Here is a 16,866-nt window from a genome sequence, read left to right on the forward strand (position 1 = left end):
TGAGGCATAGCGCGGCGCTAATCTTTTGGTATGAAGCTATCTGACCTCTACCTTTCTTTGGACCGTCACGGTCGTCAGGCGCTAGCGCATAAGGCCGGTGTGAATGCTGGCTATTTGTGGCAGATCGCTACGAAGTGGCGGGGGAAAAAGCCGTCTATTGACGTGATCGCAAGGTTGGTGCGAGCGGACCATCGCCTGGAGGCAGCTGACCTGATAGCTGAATTTTCGGAACTTTCGACCGCGGAGCACCCCATGCCCAACACCCCCGACCCAACCCAAGACCCAACCCCTGATGGCCTGATCCCCATCGGCCCCACAAACGTAATCACAAAAGGGGGCGCCCATGCGTAACTGGTACGCCCGCCTAGTTCTATGGCTGATCCGCCCGGCGCTGCATCGCTACATGCACGAAATAGCAGAGCAGCGCCGGGAGGAGATCCTCGACATCGTCTTCAAGGACATCGCCAGCAATCCGAGATCTGGTATTCGCTGCGGCCTTGAGTTCGTTTACAGGATCAAGAGGACTGGTCAGTAGCCTTCAGGTCCTGCGGCAGCTTTGCTTGCGAATGCGCAGTTCGAAATATGTCTTGCAGGAGCTGGCCTGTGTGGGGCTGGGCCTTCTCCCCAGCGTAAAGGCTATGCAAGCCGGAGTTATCGAAGATTTCTTTAAAGGCTGCATGAAATGCCTTTTTATCAGGGTGAGTTTCGATAAGCGCCTGAATAGCCATCGCCAGCAATTTCAAATCGCCCTGCGTATTGTCGATTGGATGAATCACGGTCAATTCCTTTCAGAAAAGTTTAGTTACTGGAATCTCTAAGCATACCTGATCGGGATTGACCACCTCAATGAACCGTTATGGCGCCAGCTTCGCCCAGCCCATGCAGTTCATTCCAAATCAGTCGGTCGTATATGCCGGCAATGTGGTCATCGGTAGGGCTACTGAAAGCCTGATACGCCAGCTCAGTGGCCCTATCAATGATTTCGAAGCGGGGGATTTGATTTTTTTCCATCCCCGCATTTTGAGTTTCACACCCGGTTTTTTCCATTTGTAGTTCCCACTCCGTATTAATCGCTACGTACTTTTGACACTTGCACTGTAGCGATTCTTGTGGAGGGGCGAAACGCTGAAATGAACAGGAGTTCAACCCAATGACAAGACGTTTTTCCTCGCTCAACTGGCGGGATGCGCTTTACAGCAGCGTCCGCGAAGCCGCCGGCGGCATTGGCGCGGCTGCCGTGTTTCTGTCCGAGCGCCGTGGCGTGTCCATCCACCCCGAGTCCCTGCGCCGCAAGCTCACCGGTGGCGAGCAGTTGGACATGGACATGGCTTTCTTGCTGACCGAATGGCTGGACGAACTGGCCGACAGCCGTGAAGGCGCCCGTGACTGGCTGATTGCGGCTGCTCAGCAGGGCGGTCTGCACGTGGTCGAGCTGCCGCCTGAGCCGGTGGGTGGCTTTGACGATGAGGCCCGTGCCCTGAATGAGAAGGCGCTCAAGGCTGCATCCGAGCTGGGCGAAATGTGCGGCGCCATCACGGGCACCACTGCCGACGGGCGCGTATCCGCCGAAGAACGCGAAATGGTGGTGGCCAAGGCCCGCGATCTGATCGTGCTGTGTTTCCGCATCATCCGCAACGTGACCCGCTGGCATCGCAAGGAGGGAGCGGCATGACCAAAGCACCTTACGGCACCTATTACACGGACCTGTACAAGCTGAACTGGTTCAAGAGCCGCCAGGTCTGCGACAAGCTGAAAATCGATTTCAACCAGGAGCCGCACGAGCGCGAGCGCCAGATCAAAGAGCGCCTGTACGCCGAGTTCGGCACGGACAGCCTTGCCAAGGTGGACCCGACGCATTTCGTCCGAGTCCTGCAGGGCATGGGCTTGTACTTCACGCTCCCGACGTCTCTGCGGAGCCAAGTGCGATGAAGGCCCTCGAAATCGTGACCGAGATCTACGGCGGCCTGCCCATGGGCGTGTGGTTCGCCGCGGCCATCCTCGTTGGCGCCCTGGGCGCATCTACCTGGATCGTGTTGGGGAAGCGTGATGAAGAAAACTGACTTCCCTCAGCGCACGCCGCTGGTTCGCCGGCAGATGCTCAAGCGCACCCCGTTCAAATCCAAACCTAAGGTCAAGAAAGGTCCGAGCCTGGGTCAGCGCATCGCGCAGCTTCTCGGCACCGCCTTGCAGCACCGCCCCAAGCCCCAGGGCGTCTACCGTTCCGAGCGGCATCGGCGCAACGTCGCCGCGCTGCCGTGTGCGAACTGCGGCCGTTGGGGGCGCTCCCAGGCCGCCCACATGAACGGCGTCGAATTCGGCAAAGGCCTGGGCTTAAAAGTCTCCGATGCGCTCATGTTCCCTCTGTGCGTAGACGAAGTCGGTGTCCGTGGTTGCCACAGCTTGCTCGACCAGGGCGGGATCTACGACAAGGGCACAGCCATCGGATTCCAAATCACTTGGCTGCACCAGACCCGCGATGAATTGAAACGCCTGGGCCAATGGCCCGAGGAAGCCGACCGCGACGTCGAGAAGTTCGTGGGGGCGTATTTGAGGAGGCAGGTGGCATGAGCAGGCTGCTGATAGACGAAAACCCGCTACAGGTGCTGCCAAAGCTCGCCGCTGCCATTGGCCTGAATGAGGCCATCGTGGTCCAACAGATTCACTACTGGCTGGGCCGCAGCACGACCGAGAAGAACGGCTACACCTGGACCTACAACACGATCCAGCAATGGCAGGAGCAGTTCCCATTCTGGTCTGACGATACCGTCCGGCGCACGCTGGCGAGCCTGCGCAAGCAGGGCCTGCTGGTGGGTGAGCGCCTGAGTGAAAACCGCTTCGACAAGACGCTTTTCTACCGGATCGACTACGAGCAATTGGCCCGCATCGAAGATGGCATTTTGCCACCATCGAACACCCCCATTCTGCCACCTTCTGAAGATGGCAAATTGCCACTATCGGAGAGTGCAAATTGCCATCTTGAATATAAGACTGAGACTTCTACTGAGACTACTGAGACTTCAACTGAGATCTCGTGCGAGTCGCGCTTCGAGAAGTTCTGGCAGGCATACCCGAACACAGCTCGCCGGGTAGCGAAATCGGAATGCCAGAAGAAGTGGAAGGCCCGCAACCTCGATGCCGTCGCTGACAAGGTGATCGACCACGTCAAGGCGATGTGCAAAACCACCCAGTGGAAGGACGGCTACGAGCCGGCGCCGTTGACGTACCTGAACCAGCGTCGCTGGGAGGACGGCGTACCGCAGGACAAGGGCAAAGGGGGCGGCAAGCCAGGGGCGGGTCAGCACACAGGATTTGAAGGCAACGACTACGGGGAGGGCATAGACGATGATGGCCGTTTCTAACCTCGGCGGCGCATTGGCGCGGTTGGAGCAGATGACGATGGGGGCGCTGGCTACTGGCCAGGATCCGAAGGCCCTGATTCAGGATCAGATCCGGCTGGTGACGGAGCAGACCGCAGCAGAGCGGGCTCAGATCAAGTCGCATTCGATCCTGTCTCGCGCAGCGATTCCCGCCCGATTCGCTGATCGCCGGCTGAGCACCTACCAGCCTACCTGCCCAGAGGCAGCCAAAGCGCTGCAGATCGCCCAGGAGTATGCCGAGTCGTTCCGGCACGCTGTGGAGACGGGCCGCAGCCTGATCTTCACCGGCAACGTGGGCGCGGGCAAGACGCACCTGGCTGTTGGCATCGCGCACGAAGTCATGGAGCAGGGCTTCACGGCTCTGTTCACTTCGGTCATGGGGGCGGTACGCAGCGTGAAGGAAACCTACGGCAGGCGCGACTTGACCGAGTCCCAGGCCATTGCTCGTCTAGTTGAGCCTGACCTGCTGATCCTGGACGAGGTGGGCGTGCAGTTCGAGAGCCAAACCGAGAGGCTGTACCTGTTCGAGATCTTGAATGGTCGTTACGAGAACATGCGCCCAACCATCGTGATCAGCAACCTCACTACGGCCGGCATCAAGGAATGCCTTGGGCAACGCGCGTTCGACCGCCTGCGTGAGGGTGATGGTCGCGCCGTGTCATTTGCCTGGGAAAGCTACAGGGGGCGCCGATGAGTCCGCAGAACCGGGAGGCCGCCGAGCGGGCCATGCAGCAGATAGGCAACCAGGACGAGCAGAAGCCCCAGCGCGATCACAAAGCCTGGGCCTGGAAGATCCTCAACAGCCCCAAGGGCCGTTCGCCTGCGGTAATTCGCATGGCCCAGGCAGCAGTAGGAGAGGCAGCATGACTGACGCAACGGCATTGACTCTGGTGCTGCCCTGGCCGGACATGCGGCTGATGCCCAATCGCAAGAATGGTCGGCACTGGGGCGGAGTCCAGGCGGCCAAGGAACAGGCGCGGCGCGATGGGCGCGTGGCGGCAGTGGCCGAGCTGGGCTTGCGTCGATTCACTGGCGGCGACCGCATCCCCGTGAAAGTGACTTTCATGTCGCCAGATCGGCGGGGGCGCGACCTGGATAACCTGCTGGCCTGCATCAAGCCGCAGATCGATGGCATTGCCAAGGCCCTGGGGATTGATGATCGGCGGTTCCGGCCTCTGGTGGTGGACGACGGAGTAGACCCAGCCAAGCGCGGGTATCTGAAGATTGAAGTGGGGGATGTATGAAGAGCAGACTGGAGATTCTGTTGGGCGAGTGGGGGGCGTGGAAGCGAGGCGAGAACCGTTCGGCACTTGGGCTGCCTTCCCAGTCTGCGTTTCAGAACATGCGCGTGGACGGCATGAGTATGCCCGAGGTAGAGGTGCTGCTTGTGGATGACGAGCTGCGACGGCTGGATGACTGGATTGACGCTCTGTATCCAGACGCCAAGGCGGTTGTGGTGGCGCAGTATGTTTGGCCTGGCGTGGTAAAGCAGAAGATCGAGCGTTTAGGTCTGTCGCGGCCTTCGTACTACTTTAGGCTGGACTTTGCCATGAGGCAGCTAGATCATTTGATGTATGGGATGGTTTCAACAGGAGCCGCAAGCAAAGCCAACGCACGACTTTGATGTCTCTATTCCCGCCTGGAGCGTGAAATGAAAAAGATTGATACACTTACCCCGAATAAATCGCACGGGAGGGTGATAATGGCTTCGTATGGTGATCCGCAAAGATTCACGAAAGGTGAGGTTAGGCGGGCTGGTCAGGCGTTGGCCAACGGCGGCACTGAGCTGGATCGAGAAATAGTAAACAATTGGCGTAACTCGCACGCATACATCCTGAACACGTTTCAGGCGACGCTGAGGCTATACATGAAGCGTCAAAGCCCCATGGAAATAGTGTTTGCTCAACGACTGAAGAGGTTGAACACCATCGTTGACAAGTTAAAGTCTGGGCGGGCTAGAGATTTGTCGTCGATGCATGATTTAGCTGGCTGTCGTTTAATTTTCTCAAGCATTGAGGACATAGCGCAGTTTCGAGAGGCTTTCCATGGAACGAAAGCGAGGCATATACGAGACGATAAGGGCAGATACGATTACATTGCCAATCCAAAATCTACCGGGTACCGCGGTGTGCATGAGGTCTACAAGTATGTTGCTCAAACGGAAGGCGGCAGACGGTACGATGATTTAAAAATTGAAATTCAGTATCGGACAAAGACGCAGCATTCGTGGGCTACCGCTGTGGAGATTAGTGACTTATTGGACGGGGCACGCATCAAGTTTGATCAAAATGCCAATCCGATGAGAGAAAGGCTTTTTGTGCTGGCGAGCGAGTACTTAGCAAGAACAAAAGAGTCGATGTACGGTGCCTGCCCCGAACTGACTGATGAGCAGTTGTGCCGTGAGATGAGCGAGTTGGAGGGACAACTTGGTGTGATTAATACGCTTGACATGGCACGAAGAAGCTCTACGGAGATTCCGCAGCGTAAGCACGTAATTCTTCACTTTCATAACGGCGAACTCTCAGCCAGTGGCTACGGTACCGCGAGTAGAGCTATGGCGTATCGGGATGAGATAGAAGGAAGTTATCCAGACGACGACGTTGTATATGTCACCGCGCAATCTCCAAGTGCTATAGCAGATGCTTTTAAAAACTATTTTAGGGATGCAGTGGACTTTGTTGAGTCTATAAAACCTGCTTTACGTTGAAGCTTGAAGGTAAGTGAGAAATAAAGTGTCTAGACAGGTTGCTTAAGTGTCTAGATGAAATCATAATATTTCCCGTAGGCTGGATATTGCTCAGCCCGAAGAACCAAGCCCCTCCGGAAACGGCGGGGCTTTTGTTTTGATGCTGAGCCCAGCCTAGCGCCGCTCAGTCATTTGGGCCGCGCGGGCTGGGCTGAGGATGCCATGAAGGCGTGTTTCGTGAATGAGGTCGGTTCTCAAATGAGCCGGGGGCCCCTGGGAAAAATGCCCCGGTAAGGGGAGTTCGAACCCCGGACTCTCGCTGTTCACGAGTTTTTTCGTAGGGGGGTTATATTTTTTTCCCCGCAAACCCAATGTTTATGCGCCTGTTCCTCTAAGAATGACCTGACTCCGAAGGGCGGGGGTTATATTTTTAGAGGGGGGGGGGGGTTATATTCTTTTCGAGGCTGGCATGATCGAGTACACCAGCACCGCCAAGGACGGCGCCCGGTGGCTTGGGCGTGCTGAGCGGCAGGTCCCATATGCCACGTCACTGGCACTGAACCGCACAGCGGCGGCGATCCAAAAAGCCATTACTGAGCTGATGCCCCAGGTCTTTGATCGACCGACGCCATACACGCTTCGGTCTCTGCGCACTGATCGGGCAACAAAGCAGCGGCTATCGGCTACCGTAGGGTTCAAGGACTTTGCCGGGAAAGGAACGGCGGCAAACAGGTATCTGTTGCCGCAGGTTGAGGGCGGCGGCCGCCGCCAGAAACGGTTCGAGAGCGCGTTGGGGCGAATCGGCCCCAGTGGGTACTACATTCCAGCTGGTGGCGCTGAGCAAGACGCCTACGGAAATATGTCGCGGGGCCAGGTTGTTCGGTTGATGTCGTATTTGCAGGCATTTGGCGAGCAAGGGTATCGGGCGAATTCGACTGAAAAGAGCCGCGCTCGCACGGCTAAGATGGGACGGGGCGAAGGTGGCTACCGCCGTATCAATGGCGTGGTCTATTTCATTTCCCGAGGCAAGGGGGCTGTATCAGGGAATCGCACTCAGCATTTGCCTGCCGGCGTGTGGCGCAAAACAGGCACGCATGGAGCTGATGTGGCTCCCGTCCTGCTGCAGGTGGACAGTGTTCAGTATGAGCGTCGGTTGCCGTTCTACGAGACTGCCGACGAAAACTATGGACTGCGGTTTGAGGACGAATTCACCAAGGCGCTTGATCAGGCCATTGCGACAGCTCGATGATTGATCCAGACAAGAGAATAACGCAGGCACGGTTTGCCCAAATAGTGGGTATCACGCAGCCAGCGGTGAGCGGGCTGATTGCACAGGGCGTTCTGACGGTAGGGGATAACGCCGGGAACTGGCTGCTGGCCTACTGCGGGCATCTACGAGAGATCGCTGCTGGCCGTACACGCCAGTCTGACGACTCAATCGACCTGGTTTCAGAGAAGGCGCGTTTGGCTTCGGCCCAGGCTGACAAGATTGAAATGGAAAATAACGTCCGGCGTGGTGAGCTCGCGCCGGTGGCTGTGCTGGAACAGGTGCTCGTGCGGGCAGGCGGCAAGATCGCGGCCCTGCTCGATACAATTCCGGCGTCTATCAAACGCCGCGTGCCGTCCCTGACGGATTCTGACATCGGCTTTGTCAGGCGAGAAATTGCGAAGGCCCGCAACGCGGTTGCAAATCTGACCCTGGAGGATGTCGAGGCAGACGAAAATGAGGCGGAATAATGCTGGTCACGGAGAATCGAGCAGCGATTGCGCGCGCGTTGCGCCGTGGCCTGGCAGGATTTGCCGCACAGGAACCTGTTTCGCTGCGCCAGTGGGCTGAAAGCCACTTTTATCTGTCTGCTGAATCCTCGTATGTAGAGCAGCGTTGGGAGTCTTGGCCCTTTCAGCGGGCCATTCTGGCCTGTATTGGAAGTGATGATGTCCACGAGGTGGATGTCATCAAGTCGGCCCGTGTCGGCTACACGAAGATATTGCTGGCAGCGATTGGATATTTTGCGGAGCATCGGCGCCGGAATCAGGTGCTGTGGCAGCCAACCGACTCGGCGCGCGATGAGTTTGTAAAGACTGAGCTGGACACGATGATTCGGGACGTATCGGTGCTGCATCCGATTTTCCCGATGCGCGAATCCAGGCACAAAGACAACACGCTGCTGGTGAAAAAATTTACCGGCAGCATGCTGCATCTGCGAGGCGGGAAATCTGCCGACAACTATCGGCGTCTGTCCGTCAGCGTGGGGTATCTGGATGAATTCAGTTCGTTCGACAGCAATATCGACGGCGAGGGTGACCCCGGAAAGCTGGCGCTCAAGCGCCTGGAGGGGGCGACCTTTCCTAAGCTGGTAGTGGGGTCCACGCCGAAGATCAAGGGCCTTTGCTTGATGGAGAAACGCGCCGAGGGCGCGGATGCTCGCTACACCTACCACGTCCCATGCGCACACTGTGACGAGCTGCATGACCTGACCTGGGGCGGGGAAGGGGAGCCGCATGGATTCAAGTGGGTAGACGGGGATCCACGCACGGTTCGGCACCTGTGCCCGCATTGCGGCGCCCTAGCCACTCAGGGCGAGTACCTGGCTGCTGCAGAGCGTGGCATATGGGTCGGGGACGACGGCACGACGATTGATCAGGATGGAGTATTTCGAGACTCTGCCGGAAACTTGGTTCAGCCTCACCTGCGCGTAGCGTTCCATGTATGGACCGCCTATAGTCCCCTGGTGTCCTGGTCGACGATCGTCAAGGAGTTCCTGGAAGCCTATCAGAAGGCCTCGATGGGCGAGGACGAGGAGCTGCGCACGTTCTGGAATACCACGCTGGGTCGAACCTGGGAGGGTGAAATCGAGCGTATGGAGTCTGATGAGCTGCAGCGCCGTGCGGAGATAGAGGGTTATCGATCTCCCGGCCTGGACGATGGGCTTGTGCCCAATCGGTGCATGCTGTTGCTGGCCGGCGCAGATATTCAGGGCAATCGAATTGAGGTCGGCGTCTGGGGCGTAGGCAAGGGCGGCGAGATGTGGGTGGTGGATCACCAGGTCTTGTTCGGCAATCCTTCAGAAGATGAGGTGTGGCAGAAACTAGATGAGCTGCTGTTCGAGCGCCGCTATTTGCATGAGGGCGGGCGGCAAATGCCCATTTACGCTACGGCCATCGATACTGGTGGCCACCATTCGCAGGCGGTCTATGAATATGCGCGCAAGAATCGGGCGCGCCGGGTGTATGCCATCCGGGGGCGGCCGACTGGCGAGAAGCACATTAAAGATGGCGTGACGCAGGTCGACATCGACTGGCGCGGGAAACGCGTCAAAAAGGGCGTCCGGCTCTGGTATGTCGGCACCAACATGGCAAAGGATCTGTTGTTTGGGCGTCTGCAGGTTGAAACGCCTGGGCGTGGGTATGTCCATCTGGCCTCTGACATGTCGGAGGAGTGGTTTCGCCAGCTTGCTGCCGAGGTTCGTGCAGTGCGACGGACCGCTTTTGGTTCGCGCTCGGTCTGGACGCCGATCCGAAAACGTAATGAGGTTTTGGACTGCTGCGTCTATGCCATTTGGCTGGAAGCGCATCTGGAGCTGGCACGTAAAACTGACCACTGGTGGGCGAGCCTGGCTGAGAAGCTGGGTATTGACGAGTCTGTGTTGGGCTCGAGCCCTACCGATGAAACCACATTGACGCCCGCATCCGCGGGCGTTTCTACGAATGCTCGACCGATAGCGAAAACTGCGGCTCCTGTGCCCGCCAGAGGTGGGCGCAGAGCCGGCATACGCCGGGTAGGGTCAATGATGAGGGGTAGACGCTGATGGCCTATACCAAGGAAAACCTCGCGGCCGTGCAAAAAGCTCTGGCCGCAGGCGTCCTGGAGGTTCGATACGGTGATAAGACGGTTCGCTATCAATCAACGAGTGAGCTGCTCCGGGCGGAGCAACGCATCTTGGCTGGCCTTCGTGGGCAGGAGGGGCGGCGTCAGTCTCGCATTATCAGGCTGCGCAACAGTGGCAAGGGGATCTGATGAAGTACCGAGCTTTGCAGCAGAGGGGGTTCGTGTTGCCGACTCGCCTCCAAGCCTCTATGTCGACGGCTTATGAGGGAGGGAGCGCGACGGGGAGCCGTTCGCGCAATTGGAATCCCTCTGGCGCCGGCCCTAATAGTGCGGCCACGTCCAATCTGAACACGATTCGACGCCGTGCTCGGGATGCGGTTCGAAATGACACATGGGCCAAAACCAGCGTCACGCGCTGGGTGTCCAACGTGATCGGGACAGGCATACAGCCGTACCCTCGGCATCCGGATGCGGGTGTTCGGGCTGCTTTGAAGGAGCTGTGGGCGGACTGGGTGCCGGATGCGGATGCCGACGGACGATTGGATTTCTATGGGCTTCAGGCCTTGGCCGTACGCGCCATGTTTGTGGATGGGGAGGCCTTAGGGCGGCTGAGATCTCGTCGGCCGGAGGATGACCTGGCCGTGCCATTGCAGGTTCAGGCAATCGAGGCGGATCTGTTGCCCACCGAGGACAACCGCACATTGGCTGGCGGTAACGAGGTGGTGAATGGAGTGGAGTTTGATGCGCTTGGCCGGCGCGCTGCTTACCACCTTTGGAATTGGCACCCTGCCGCACCTCACGGCCGGAGCCTTCGCGAGCAGCGTCGAGTGCCGGCAGAGCAGGTTGTTCATGCCTATCCGGTGCTTAGGCCGGGGCAAGTGCGCGGCGTGTCTGAATTGGCTACGGTACTGCTTCGGCTCAAGACCCTGGATAACTTCGATGATGCGGTTGCATTTCGTCAGGAGGTGGCAAACCTTTTCGCCGGGTTCATTTATCGGAAAGGCGACGAGGCAGACAGTCCTGACCCAGTGAATCAGCTGACAGGAGAGGATGAGGTCTACGACTACGATGGTGCGCCCATCGCAAGCATCGAGCCAGGAAGCCTGAATGTGTTGGGTGATGGCGAGAATGTGACGTTTGCGACGCCTCCAGGCGCGCCCGACAACTACTCAGAGTTCATGCGTCAGCAGTTGATGGCCGCATTCGCCTCCGTTGGCATTCCCTACGAATTGGCCACTGGCGACCTGCGAGGCATCAGCGATCGCACGCTGCGAGTGGTGGTGAATGAATTTCATCGACTCGTGGAGCAGTTCCAGTGGACGGTGTTTATTCACCAGTGGTGCCGCCCGATTTGGAATGCTTGGATCGACGCCATTACGCTCGCCGGTTTGATGCCGGTGCGTTATCTGGAGCGCCGGAAGTGGCGGCGGGTATTGTGGGTGCCCGAGGGCTGGCCGTATTTCAACCCGGTGCAAGACGTCAAGGCAAATACCGATGCAGTTCGAGCTGGCTTTACCTCAAGGTCGGCAATTATCTTGGCTCAAGGCGAGGATCCCGAGGAGGTGGCTGCGCAGATGCGAGCCGATAACGAGCAGGCGGATCGGGACAGGCTGAGCTTGGATAGCGATTCCCGCCATGCGCGCAACAAAGGCGCAGAGCCCGGTGACCCAAGTGAACGTGATGATGACCCCTCTGGGGCCTGAATTAACTTTTAGGAGCCAGCATGGCTAAGAAATGGCTTTCGATCCAAGCCAAGCAGATCGGCGAAGAGAAGGTCGCCGAGGTGCGGATCTACGATGAAATCGGTTTTTGGGGAACGACGGCTAAATCATTCGTCCAGGACCTGGAAGCGGCTGCAGAAAATGCCTCCAAAATCGTTGTGTCGATCAACAGCCCCGGCGGAAACGTATTCGATGCGTTCGCCATATTCAATGCGCTGATGCGTCATAAACTGCCCGTGGAGACCCGGGTGGATGGCGTAGCGGCGTCGGCGGCATCGTTGGTTTTCATGGCTGGCGATAAACGCATCATGCCCGAGAACACCATGTTGATGTGCCACAGTGCCTGGATCATTGCGGCGGGTACCGCGGATGAGCTGCGCACTACCGCTGAAATGATGGATAAGGCCCGTGACGGTATCGTTTCGGCATATCGGCGCAGTGGGCTGGCCGACGAAAAGATCATCGAAATGATGGATGCAACCACATGGATGGACGCTTTGGAGGCGCAATCCATGGGGTTTTGTTCGCTCATTGAGGATCCAGTCGCGCTGGCCGCCTCGGCGGATAGCGTCGATATTTTGGAGCGCCTAGAAGGTGTCCCGTCCGATTTGGTGGCTAAGCTGCGTGCGCAGGCCGCTGGTCCTGGCGACGAGCCAGAACCGACTCCGACGCCTGATGCTACTCCCGAACCCGAACCCGAGCCTGAGACTGAATCCGAGCCAGGGACTGGGTCCACGCCTTCCGCGCCTCGGGATGCGGCGGCGCTTGCGGCGCAGATATACGCACAGAGCCGTGAGCGCGGCATCCCTCAGCTGGCAGAGGCCGTGCTGCTGTCAGGCGGGCTGGCAGGGCCTGATGCAGCAATTGCTCGCCTGGATGAGGCCGAGCAAATCGCTACCCTCTGTGCGTCCGTCAAGCTGCAAGACAAGGCCGCTGGGTTCATTACGGCAGGCCTGTCTGCTGAGCAGGTGCGCGCCCGTCTTTTCGAGCATGTGGTGAGCGCTGCTGACTCGATCCAGATCAGCAGTCTGCAGCGCGACCAACCATCCAATCAATCGTCGGTCCCGGAGCGGAGCGGGCCGAACCCCCAGGCAATCTACGCCAACCGTAAAGCCTTCTCCGCATAACCAGGAGTCCACATATGCCATTTATTGAGCAAAAACCCCGCGCGGCTGATTTTCTTCTGTCTGAGGCCAACGGCCAGCGTTCCCGTGAGACGGGTGAGATGGCCGCAATTACCGCTGATGTCTACGCCGGCCAGGTGCTTGCGAAGGACGCCGATGGTCGCTACGTGCCTTTCACCGGCAAGGGCGATCTGCCCGATGATCCCGTGAGGGCCGTTGGCGTCCTGTATGCCGGCGTCCCGGCCTCCGCCCAGCCTCAAGCCATTGCCGTCATCCGACGCGATGCCGAGGTGGCCAGTGCGCTGCTGCTGGGCCTGGACGCTGATGCCACCACCGACCTGGCAGAGCAGGGCATTATCGTTCGCGCCTGATCCTTCTCTATTCGTAAACCATTCGGGGCCGCTATGCGGCCTTTTTTACTTTCCAGGAGCCAACATGGCAGATATCAATATTTTTCAGGATGAGGCGTTCTCCGTATCCCGCTTAACTGCTGCGATCAACGAGACCCCCTATGTGCCTGGTCGCATCGGCGCCCTGGGCCTTTTCGCAGAAGAGGGCATCCCGACGGTCGTGGCGCAAATCGAGTACGACGGCCAGACCATTGGCCTGGTCGCCGCCAAGCCTCGTGGCAGCGATGGTGCGCCGGTGACGCTGGAAGGCCGGCGCACGATCCCCATCAATACTGTTCACTTGCCGCAGCGCTCGACCATGATGGCCGACGAAATCCAGGGTATTCGGGCGTTTGGTTCGCAGTCTGAACTGGAATCGGCAGAAGCACGTGTGCAGAAGTACTTGGCCAAACATCGTACCCAGCTGGATTTGACTCATGAACACCATCGCATGGGCGCCATCAAGGGCAAGATTCTGGACGCGGACGGCTCTACGGTGCTGCTGGATGTTTATCAGACCTTTGGCATCACTCAGCTCGAATACAACATGGAACTGGGGACCGCCGGTACCATCGTTCGTACGAAATGCTCCGAAGTGCTAGACATGATCGAAGACGTCCTGGGGGCTGCTCCCATGCAGGGTGCGCGCGCGCTGTGCGGCAAAAACTTCTGGAACTCGCTCATCGATCACAAGAGCGTGCGTGAGACGTTCCTGAATACGCAGCAGGCGGCAGAGCTGCGCGGCAAAGCGCCGGACAGCTTCGAGCTGGGCGGTATCACTTTTGAGCGCTATCGTGGGCGCGTCGCCGGCCAGCCCTACGTGGGCGATGATGATGCCTACGTATTTCCTGAGGGCGTGCCTGACTTTTTCATCACGCGCTTTGCCCCGGCTGACTACATGGAAACCGTCAATACGGATGGCCTGCCTTACTACAGCCGTGTCGAGCCGCTGCGCATGGGCAAGGGCCTGGACATCGAAAGTCAGTCTAACCCACTGCACATCCCGACCCGTCCCAAAGCCATCATCCGGCTGAAACGAGCCTGATATGTGGGACAACAGCGTCTTTGATGAGGCGTTCGATCAGGCGGGCATGCGCCAACGTGTTGTCCGTCTGGTTGGCGGCTTGCCGGCGGGCGAGTTTCAGGCCCGCTTTGACCGGCCCCAGCAGATAGTGATGGACGGTCTTGTGGTGACCACTGACTACTCCATCGAGTTCACGACTTCGGATGTGCAGCCACCTCTGCAGTTCAATGATGTCGTGCAGGTGGAGGTATCCAAAGGCGTTCTCCAGAGCTTCCGCATCAAGCAGGAGCCTCTGGCACAAGGGGATGGCTACTGGACACGCGCCGAGTTGGGGATCGTCAAATGAAGACACGCGTCCAGATGTATGTCGAAGGCCTGCACGACGCCCTGCGCGCTGTGCCGGGGTTTCCTGCGGTGATCGAACCGTCGCCAGTTCGTGCCCATACGCACGAACTGGCACAGGTTGTCACTGTTCAAGTGGGGGCGGAACGCGTTACGGATGGCGCGACGCCCCGAGTTACCCGCATGCGCGAAATCCATTTGCTGGTTCACACAGCAGGGGAGGATGGCCTGGGCCTGTCGGAGCAGGTTTTTTCAGCTGCTCATCCGATCGTGATGGCGTTCACAGGCCCAGGCTTGGTCCAGGCTGAGGAACTGCGCACCGACGAGCCGCGTTATGTGAATGGCGATTTGCTGCGCCAAGCGATCACCAAGCGTTATTTGTTCACCTACCAAACCGCTGACGACTCGCTCAGCGCATAGGAGCAATCATGAAAGATGCAGATCCTGCCCCTACGCAGGAGGGCGGTGTGTTGCCGCCCAGTTCTGAGCTGCCGGTGGCGGATGTTGCCGCTGCGCAGAATCCAGGCCGAGGCGGGCGCTATGTCCGCGATCCTAAATCAGGCGCATTGATACGGGTCCAGCACACGGAAACGTGCGTGGACTGCGTTCTGAAGTCTGGCAAAAAGGAGTGATCCATGGCTAAATCCGCCAAAAAAACATTGCTGATGGCCAAGCCCCAGACGGCTGCTGGCACAGAAGCGGCCCCTGCAGCAGCTACGGATGCAATCCTGCTGCGCAACGTCACCGCAACGCCGTTGACCACCGAGACGGTGGAGCGGGCGCTGCTTCGCCCCTATATGGGGAACTCTGGCCAAATTGTCACGACGGTCTATGCGCAGATCGAGGGCGAGGTCGAGCTCGCGGGGTCGGGTGCAGCCGGTACGGCTCCGGCATGGGGGTCTCTGCTGCGCGGCTGTGGCTTTGCAGAGGTTGTCGATGCGACGAAAGTCACTTACACGCCTGTGTCCGATGACTTCGAAATGCTGACTCTGCACTACTACCTGGATGGCCTTTTCCATAAGATCACTGATGCCCGAGGCACGGTTTCGTTCGATATTACGGCCAAGGGCATCCCATTCATGCGCTATCGGTTCATTGGCGCATACCACCCCATTGCGGATAAGGCGGCGCCCGCGGATGTGGATTTCAGTGCGTTCCAGATTCCCTTAGGTGTGAATAAACAGAACACGCCGCAGTGGAGCCTTGGCGGATATAGCGGTTGCTTGCAGGCCTTGAATTTCGACCTGGCCAACGCGCTGGTTTGGCGCTCGTTGATCAGCTGCGAAGGCGCTGAGATTACGGACCGACAGCCTACGGGTCAGATCTCGCTGGAGCTGCCGAAAATTGCCGATCTGAACTGGCCCGAGATGGTGCGCAGCGCGGCTACGCAACCTCTATCCATCACCCACGGCACGCAGCCCGGCAACATCGTCACGATCAGCGCGCCAGGCGCCCAACTGAGCGAACCCTCGTATTCCGAAGCGGACAACGTCGCCATGTTGGGCATGAACCTAAGCCTGCAGCCAGGCCAGGGCAACGACGAAATCGAGATCGTCGTCTCGTAATTCTATTTTCTCTCCGGAGTACCCATGAGTTTCAAAATCGCCAAGCGCCCCGTGGTGGGCTTCCCCGTGTCCGTCTCTGTGTACGACGCCGAAGGCAAGGCACGGAGGCTGGAGTTTATTGCGCAGTACAAGCGCGCCAAGCACAAGGAGTTGCGTGAGTTGATCACGGCGGCTCGCAATCTGGATCGTCAGAAGCATGGTCTCGATCCGATCCTTGCCGAGGATGGCGATAAGGCGGCTGAATGGCCCTACAGGTCCGATCTCGCCTGCTTGGAGGGTCGGATGTGTGGTTGGGTGGGAGTAAAAGATGAGGACGGCGCGATTGTCGAATTCTCTCCCGTCGCTCTGGATGAGCTGCTTTCGGAGTACCCCGAGTTCACGCAACCCCTGTTTGATGGGTTTTTCCAGGCGCACTTGGGGGCACGCACAAAAAACTAATCGAGGCCGCCCGCTATTGGGCGCGGGACGGTCAGCGCAAATCGCAGGATTTCCAGCCGGATGAGCTGGTGATCGAGGCGCTGCTGGCCGCCGGGGCGCCCGAGGACGTGATTCGAAATGTCCGGGGCCGGGAGGAGGGGCTTTCGAAGTCTGGCCGGAGAACGAGGCGGTGGTTGAGGCCTTTCTCCAGCTCGCGACCTGTTGGGCGGTGGTTGCGCCTCCCATGGGTGAGCCGTTCCGTCTGGGCCTTCCCGCCGCGGAAATTGAATCGACCTTGCGATTACTGGGGTTCTCCAAGCGTAAGCGCATAGAAGCGTTCCGCAACATTCGGGATATGGAGCGGGCGGCCCTATCCGTTTTTAATGAGTAGA

At 58.6% G+C, this 16,866-nt stretch carries 25 protein-coding genes and 1 pseudogene; 25 read left to right on the forward strand and 1 reads right to left on the reverse strand.

Translation table 11 applies throughout. The features are described 5' to 3' along the window. The first annotated feature begins 343 nt into the window (after window positions 1-343). Window positions 344-535, forward strand: coding sequence for a hypothetical protein (locus ACWPWO_RS05325; RefSeq protein ID WP_454004977.1), 192 nt, complete (start codon window positions 344-346; stop codon window positions 533-535). Here ACWPWO_RS05325 and ACWPWO_RS05330 read toward each other — a convergent pair. After that, a complete protein-coding gene (locus ACWPWO_RS05330) occupies window positions 516-776 on the reverse strand; it encodes a hypothetical protein (protein WP_454004978.1) in 261 nt (86 codons plus the stop codon). The two genes, ACWPWO_RS05325 and ACWPWO_RS05330, sit on opposite strands and share 20 nt — an antisense overlap. Window positions 777-846: 70 nt before the next feature. On the opposite strand from ACWPWO_RS05330, the gene ACWPWO_RS05335 reads away from it, so the two are divergent. The 24 genes and pseudogenes from ACWPWO_RS05335 to ACWPWO_RS05450 form a co-directional block, all read left to right on the forward strand. Beyond that, window positions 847-1,053, forward strand: a complete 207-nt coding sequence (locus ACWPWO_RS05335) for a hypothetical protein (RefSeq protein WP_454004980.1) — start codon at window positions 847-849, stop codon at window positions 1,051-1,053. Window positions 1,054-1,150: 97 nt separating this feature from the next. Continuing rightward, on the forward strand, window positions 1,151-1,672 hold the full coding sequence (locus ACWPWO_RS05340) for a hypothetical protein (RefSeq protein WP_454004981.1): 522 nt from the start codon (window positions 1,151-1,153) through the stop codon (window positions 1,670-1,672). Beyond that, a complete protein-coding gene (locus ACWPWO_RS05345; protein ID WP_454004983.1) occupies window positions 1,669-1,929 on the forward strand; it encodes a hypothetical protein in 261 nt (86 codons plus the stop codon). The genes ACWPWO_RS05340 and ACWPWO_RS05345 overlap by 4 nt, the downstream gene beginning before the upstream one ends. Then, window positions 1,926-2,060 (forward strand): hypothetical protein, encoded by a 135-nt coding sequence (locus ACWPWO_RS05350; RefSeq protein WP_454004985.1) that lies wholly within the window; start codon window positions 1,926-1,928, stop codon window positions 2,058-2,060. The genes ACWPWO_RS05345 and ACWPWO_RS05350 overlap by 4 nt, the downstream gene beginning before the upstream one ends. Next, the gene (locus ACWPWO_RS05355; protein ID WP_454004987.1) at window positions 2,047-2,568 is read left to right on the forward strand and encodes a hypothetical protein; all 522 of its coding nucleotides are present in this window, start codon (window positions 2,047-2,049) and stop codon (window positions 2,566-2,568) included. Before ACWPWO_RS05350 ends, ACWPWO_RS05355 begins: the two co-directional genes overlap by 14 nt. Continuing rightward, a complete protein-coding gene (locus ACWPWO_RS05360; RefSeq protein WP_454004989.1) occupies window positions 2,565-3,359 on the forward strand; it encodes a hypothetical protein in 795 nt (264 codons plus the stop codon). Before ACWPWO_RS05355 ends, ACWPWO_RS05360 begins: the two co-directional genes overlap by 4 nt. Next, window positions 3,343-4,071, forward strand: a complete 729-nt coding sequence (locus ACWPWO_RS05365; protein WP_454004990.1) for an ATP-binding protein — start codon at window positions 3,343-3,345, stop codon at window positions 4,069-4,071. The genes ACWPWO_RS05360 and ACWPWO_RS05365 overlap by 17 nt, the downstream gene beginning before the upstream one ends. Further along, complete coding sequence (locus tag ACWPWO_RS05370) at window positions 4,068-4,244, forward strand: hypothetical protein (protein ID WP_454004992.1); 177 nt, start codon at window positions 4,068-4,070, stop codon at window positions 4,242-4,244. Before ACWPWO_RS05365 ends, ACWPWO_RS05370 begins: the two co-directional genes overlap by 4 nt. Then, window positions 4,241-4,621 (forward strand): hypothetical protein, encoded by a 381-nt coding sequence (locus ACWPWO_RS05375; RefSeq protein ID WP_454004993.1) that lies wholly within the window; start codon window positions 4,241-4,243, stop codon window positions 4,619-4,621. Before ACWPWO_RS05370 ends, ACWPWO_RS05375 begins: the two co-directional genes overlap by 4 nt. Next, window positions 4,618-5,001 (forward strand): hypothetical protein, encoded by a 384-nt coding sequence (locus ACWPWO_RS05380; RefSeq protein ID WP_454004995.1) that lies wholly within the window; start codon window positions 4,618-4,620, stop codon window positions 4,999-5,001. The genes ACWPWO_RS05375 and ACWPWO_RS05380 overlap by 4 nt, the downstream gene beginning before the upstream one ends. Window positions 5,002-5,028: 27 nt before the next feature. Further along, window positions 5,029-6,084 carry a RelA/SpoT domain-containing protein gene (locus ACWPWO_RS05385; protein WP_454004996.1) on the forward strand — a complete coding sequence of 352 codons (1,056 nt, stop codon included), beginning with the start codon at window positions 5,029-5,031 and terminating at the stop codon, window positions 6,082-6,084. Between the two features lie 448 nt (window positions 6,085-6,532). After that, window positions 6,533-7,312 carry a hypothetical protein gene (locus ACWPWO_RS05390; protein WP_454004998.1) on the forward strand — a complete coding sequence of 260 codons (780 nt, stop codon included), beginning with the start codon at window positions 6,533-6,535 and terminating at the stop codon, window positions 7,310-7,312. After that, entirely contained in the window at window positions 7,309-7,800 is a 492-nt protein-coding gene (locus ACWPWO_RS05395) for a terminase small subunit (RefSeq protein WP_454005000.1), read from the forward strand. Before ACWPWO_RS05390 ends, ACWPWO_RS05395 begins: the two co-directional genes overlap by 4 nt. Next, on the forward strand, window positions 7,800-9,872 hold the full coding sequence (locus tag ACWPWO_RS05400) for a phage terminase large subunit family protein (protein ID WP_454005002.1): 2,073 nt from the start codon (window positions 7,800-7,802) through the stop codon (window positions 9,870-9,872). Before ACWPWO_RS05395 ends, ACWPWO_RS05400 begins: the two co-directional genes overlap by 1 nt. Beyond that, complete coding sequence (locus ACWPWO_RS05405; protein WP_454005004.1) at window positions 9,872-10,081, forward strand: phage head-tail joining protein; 210 nt, start codon at window positions 9,872-9,874, stop codon at window positions 10,079-10,081. The genes ACWPWO_RS05400 and ACWPWO_RS05405 overlap by 1 nt, the downstream gene beginning before the upstream one ends. After that, complete coding sequence (locus ACWPWO_RS05410) at window positions 10,081-11,595, forward strand: phage portal protein (RefSeq protein WP_454005006.1); 1,515 nt, start codon at window positions 10,081-10,083, stop codon at window positions 11,593-11,595. Before ACWPWO_RS05405 ends, ACWPWO_RS05410 begins: the two co-directional genes overlap by 1 nt. A gap of 20 nt (window positions 11,596-11,615) precedes the next feature. After that, window positions 11,616-12,740, forward strand: coding sequence for a head maturation protease, ClpP-related (locus ACWPWO_RS05415; protein ID WP_454005008.1), 1,125 nt, complete (start codon window positions 11,616-11,618; stop codon window positions 12,738-12,740). A 14-nt stretch (window positions 12,741-12,754) separates the two neighbouring features. Further along, window positions 12,755-13,108, forward strand: a complete 354-nt coding sequence (locus ACWPWO_RS05420; RefSeq protein WP_454005010.1) for a head decoration protein — start codon at window positions 12,755-12,757, stop codon at window positions 13,106-13,108. A 64-nt stretch (window positions 13,109-13,172) separates the two neighbouring features. After that, window positions 13,173-14,171 carry a major capsid protein gene (locus ACWPWO_RS05425; protein WP_454005012.1) on the forward strand — a complete coding sequence of 333 codons (999 nt, stop codon included), beginning with the start codon at window positions 13,173-13,175 and terminating at the stop codon, window positions 14,169-14,171. 1 nt (window position 14,172) lies between these two features. After that, complete coding sequence (locus ACWPWO_RS05430) at window positions 14,173-14,496, forward strand: head-tail joining protein (protein ID WP_454005014.1); 324 nt, start codon at window positions 14,173-14,175, stop codon at window positions 14,494-14,496. Further along, complete coding sequence (locus tag ACWPWO_RS05435) at window positions 14,493-14,912, forward strand: hypothetical protein (RefSeq protein ID WP_454005016.1); 420 nt, start codon at window positions 14,493-14,495, stop codon at window positions 14,910-14,912. The genes ACWPWO_RS05430 and ACWPWO_RS05435 overlap by 4 nt, the downstream gene beginning before the upstream one ends. Before the next feature lie 215 nt (window positions 14,913-15,127). Continuing rightward, the gene (locus tag ACWPWO_RS05440) at window positions 15,128-16,057 is read left to right on the forward strand and encodes a phage tail tube protein (protein ID WP_454005018.1); all 930 of its coding nucleotides are present in this window, start codon (window positions 15,128-15,130) and stop codon (window positions 16,055-16,057) included. 24 nt (window positions 16,058-16,081) lie between these two features. Next, window positions 16,082-16,495: a phage tail assembly chaperone gene (locus tag ACWPWO_RS05445; RefSeq protein ID WP_454005020.1), complete on the forward strand. Its 414-nt coding sequence runs from the start codon at window positions 16,082-16,084 to the stop codon at window positions 16,493-16,495. 133 nt (window positions 16,496-16,628) lie between these two features. Then, a pseudogene (locus ACWPWO_RS05450) lies at window positions 16,629-16,865 on the forward strand (DUF1799 domain-containing protein); the annotation flags it as partial. Window position 16,866 lies beyond the last annotated feature (1 nt).

Source organism: Alcaligenes sp. Marseille-Q7550 (assembly GCF_965112015.1).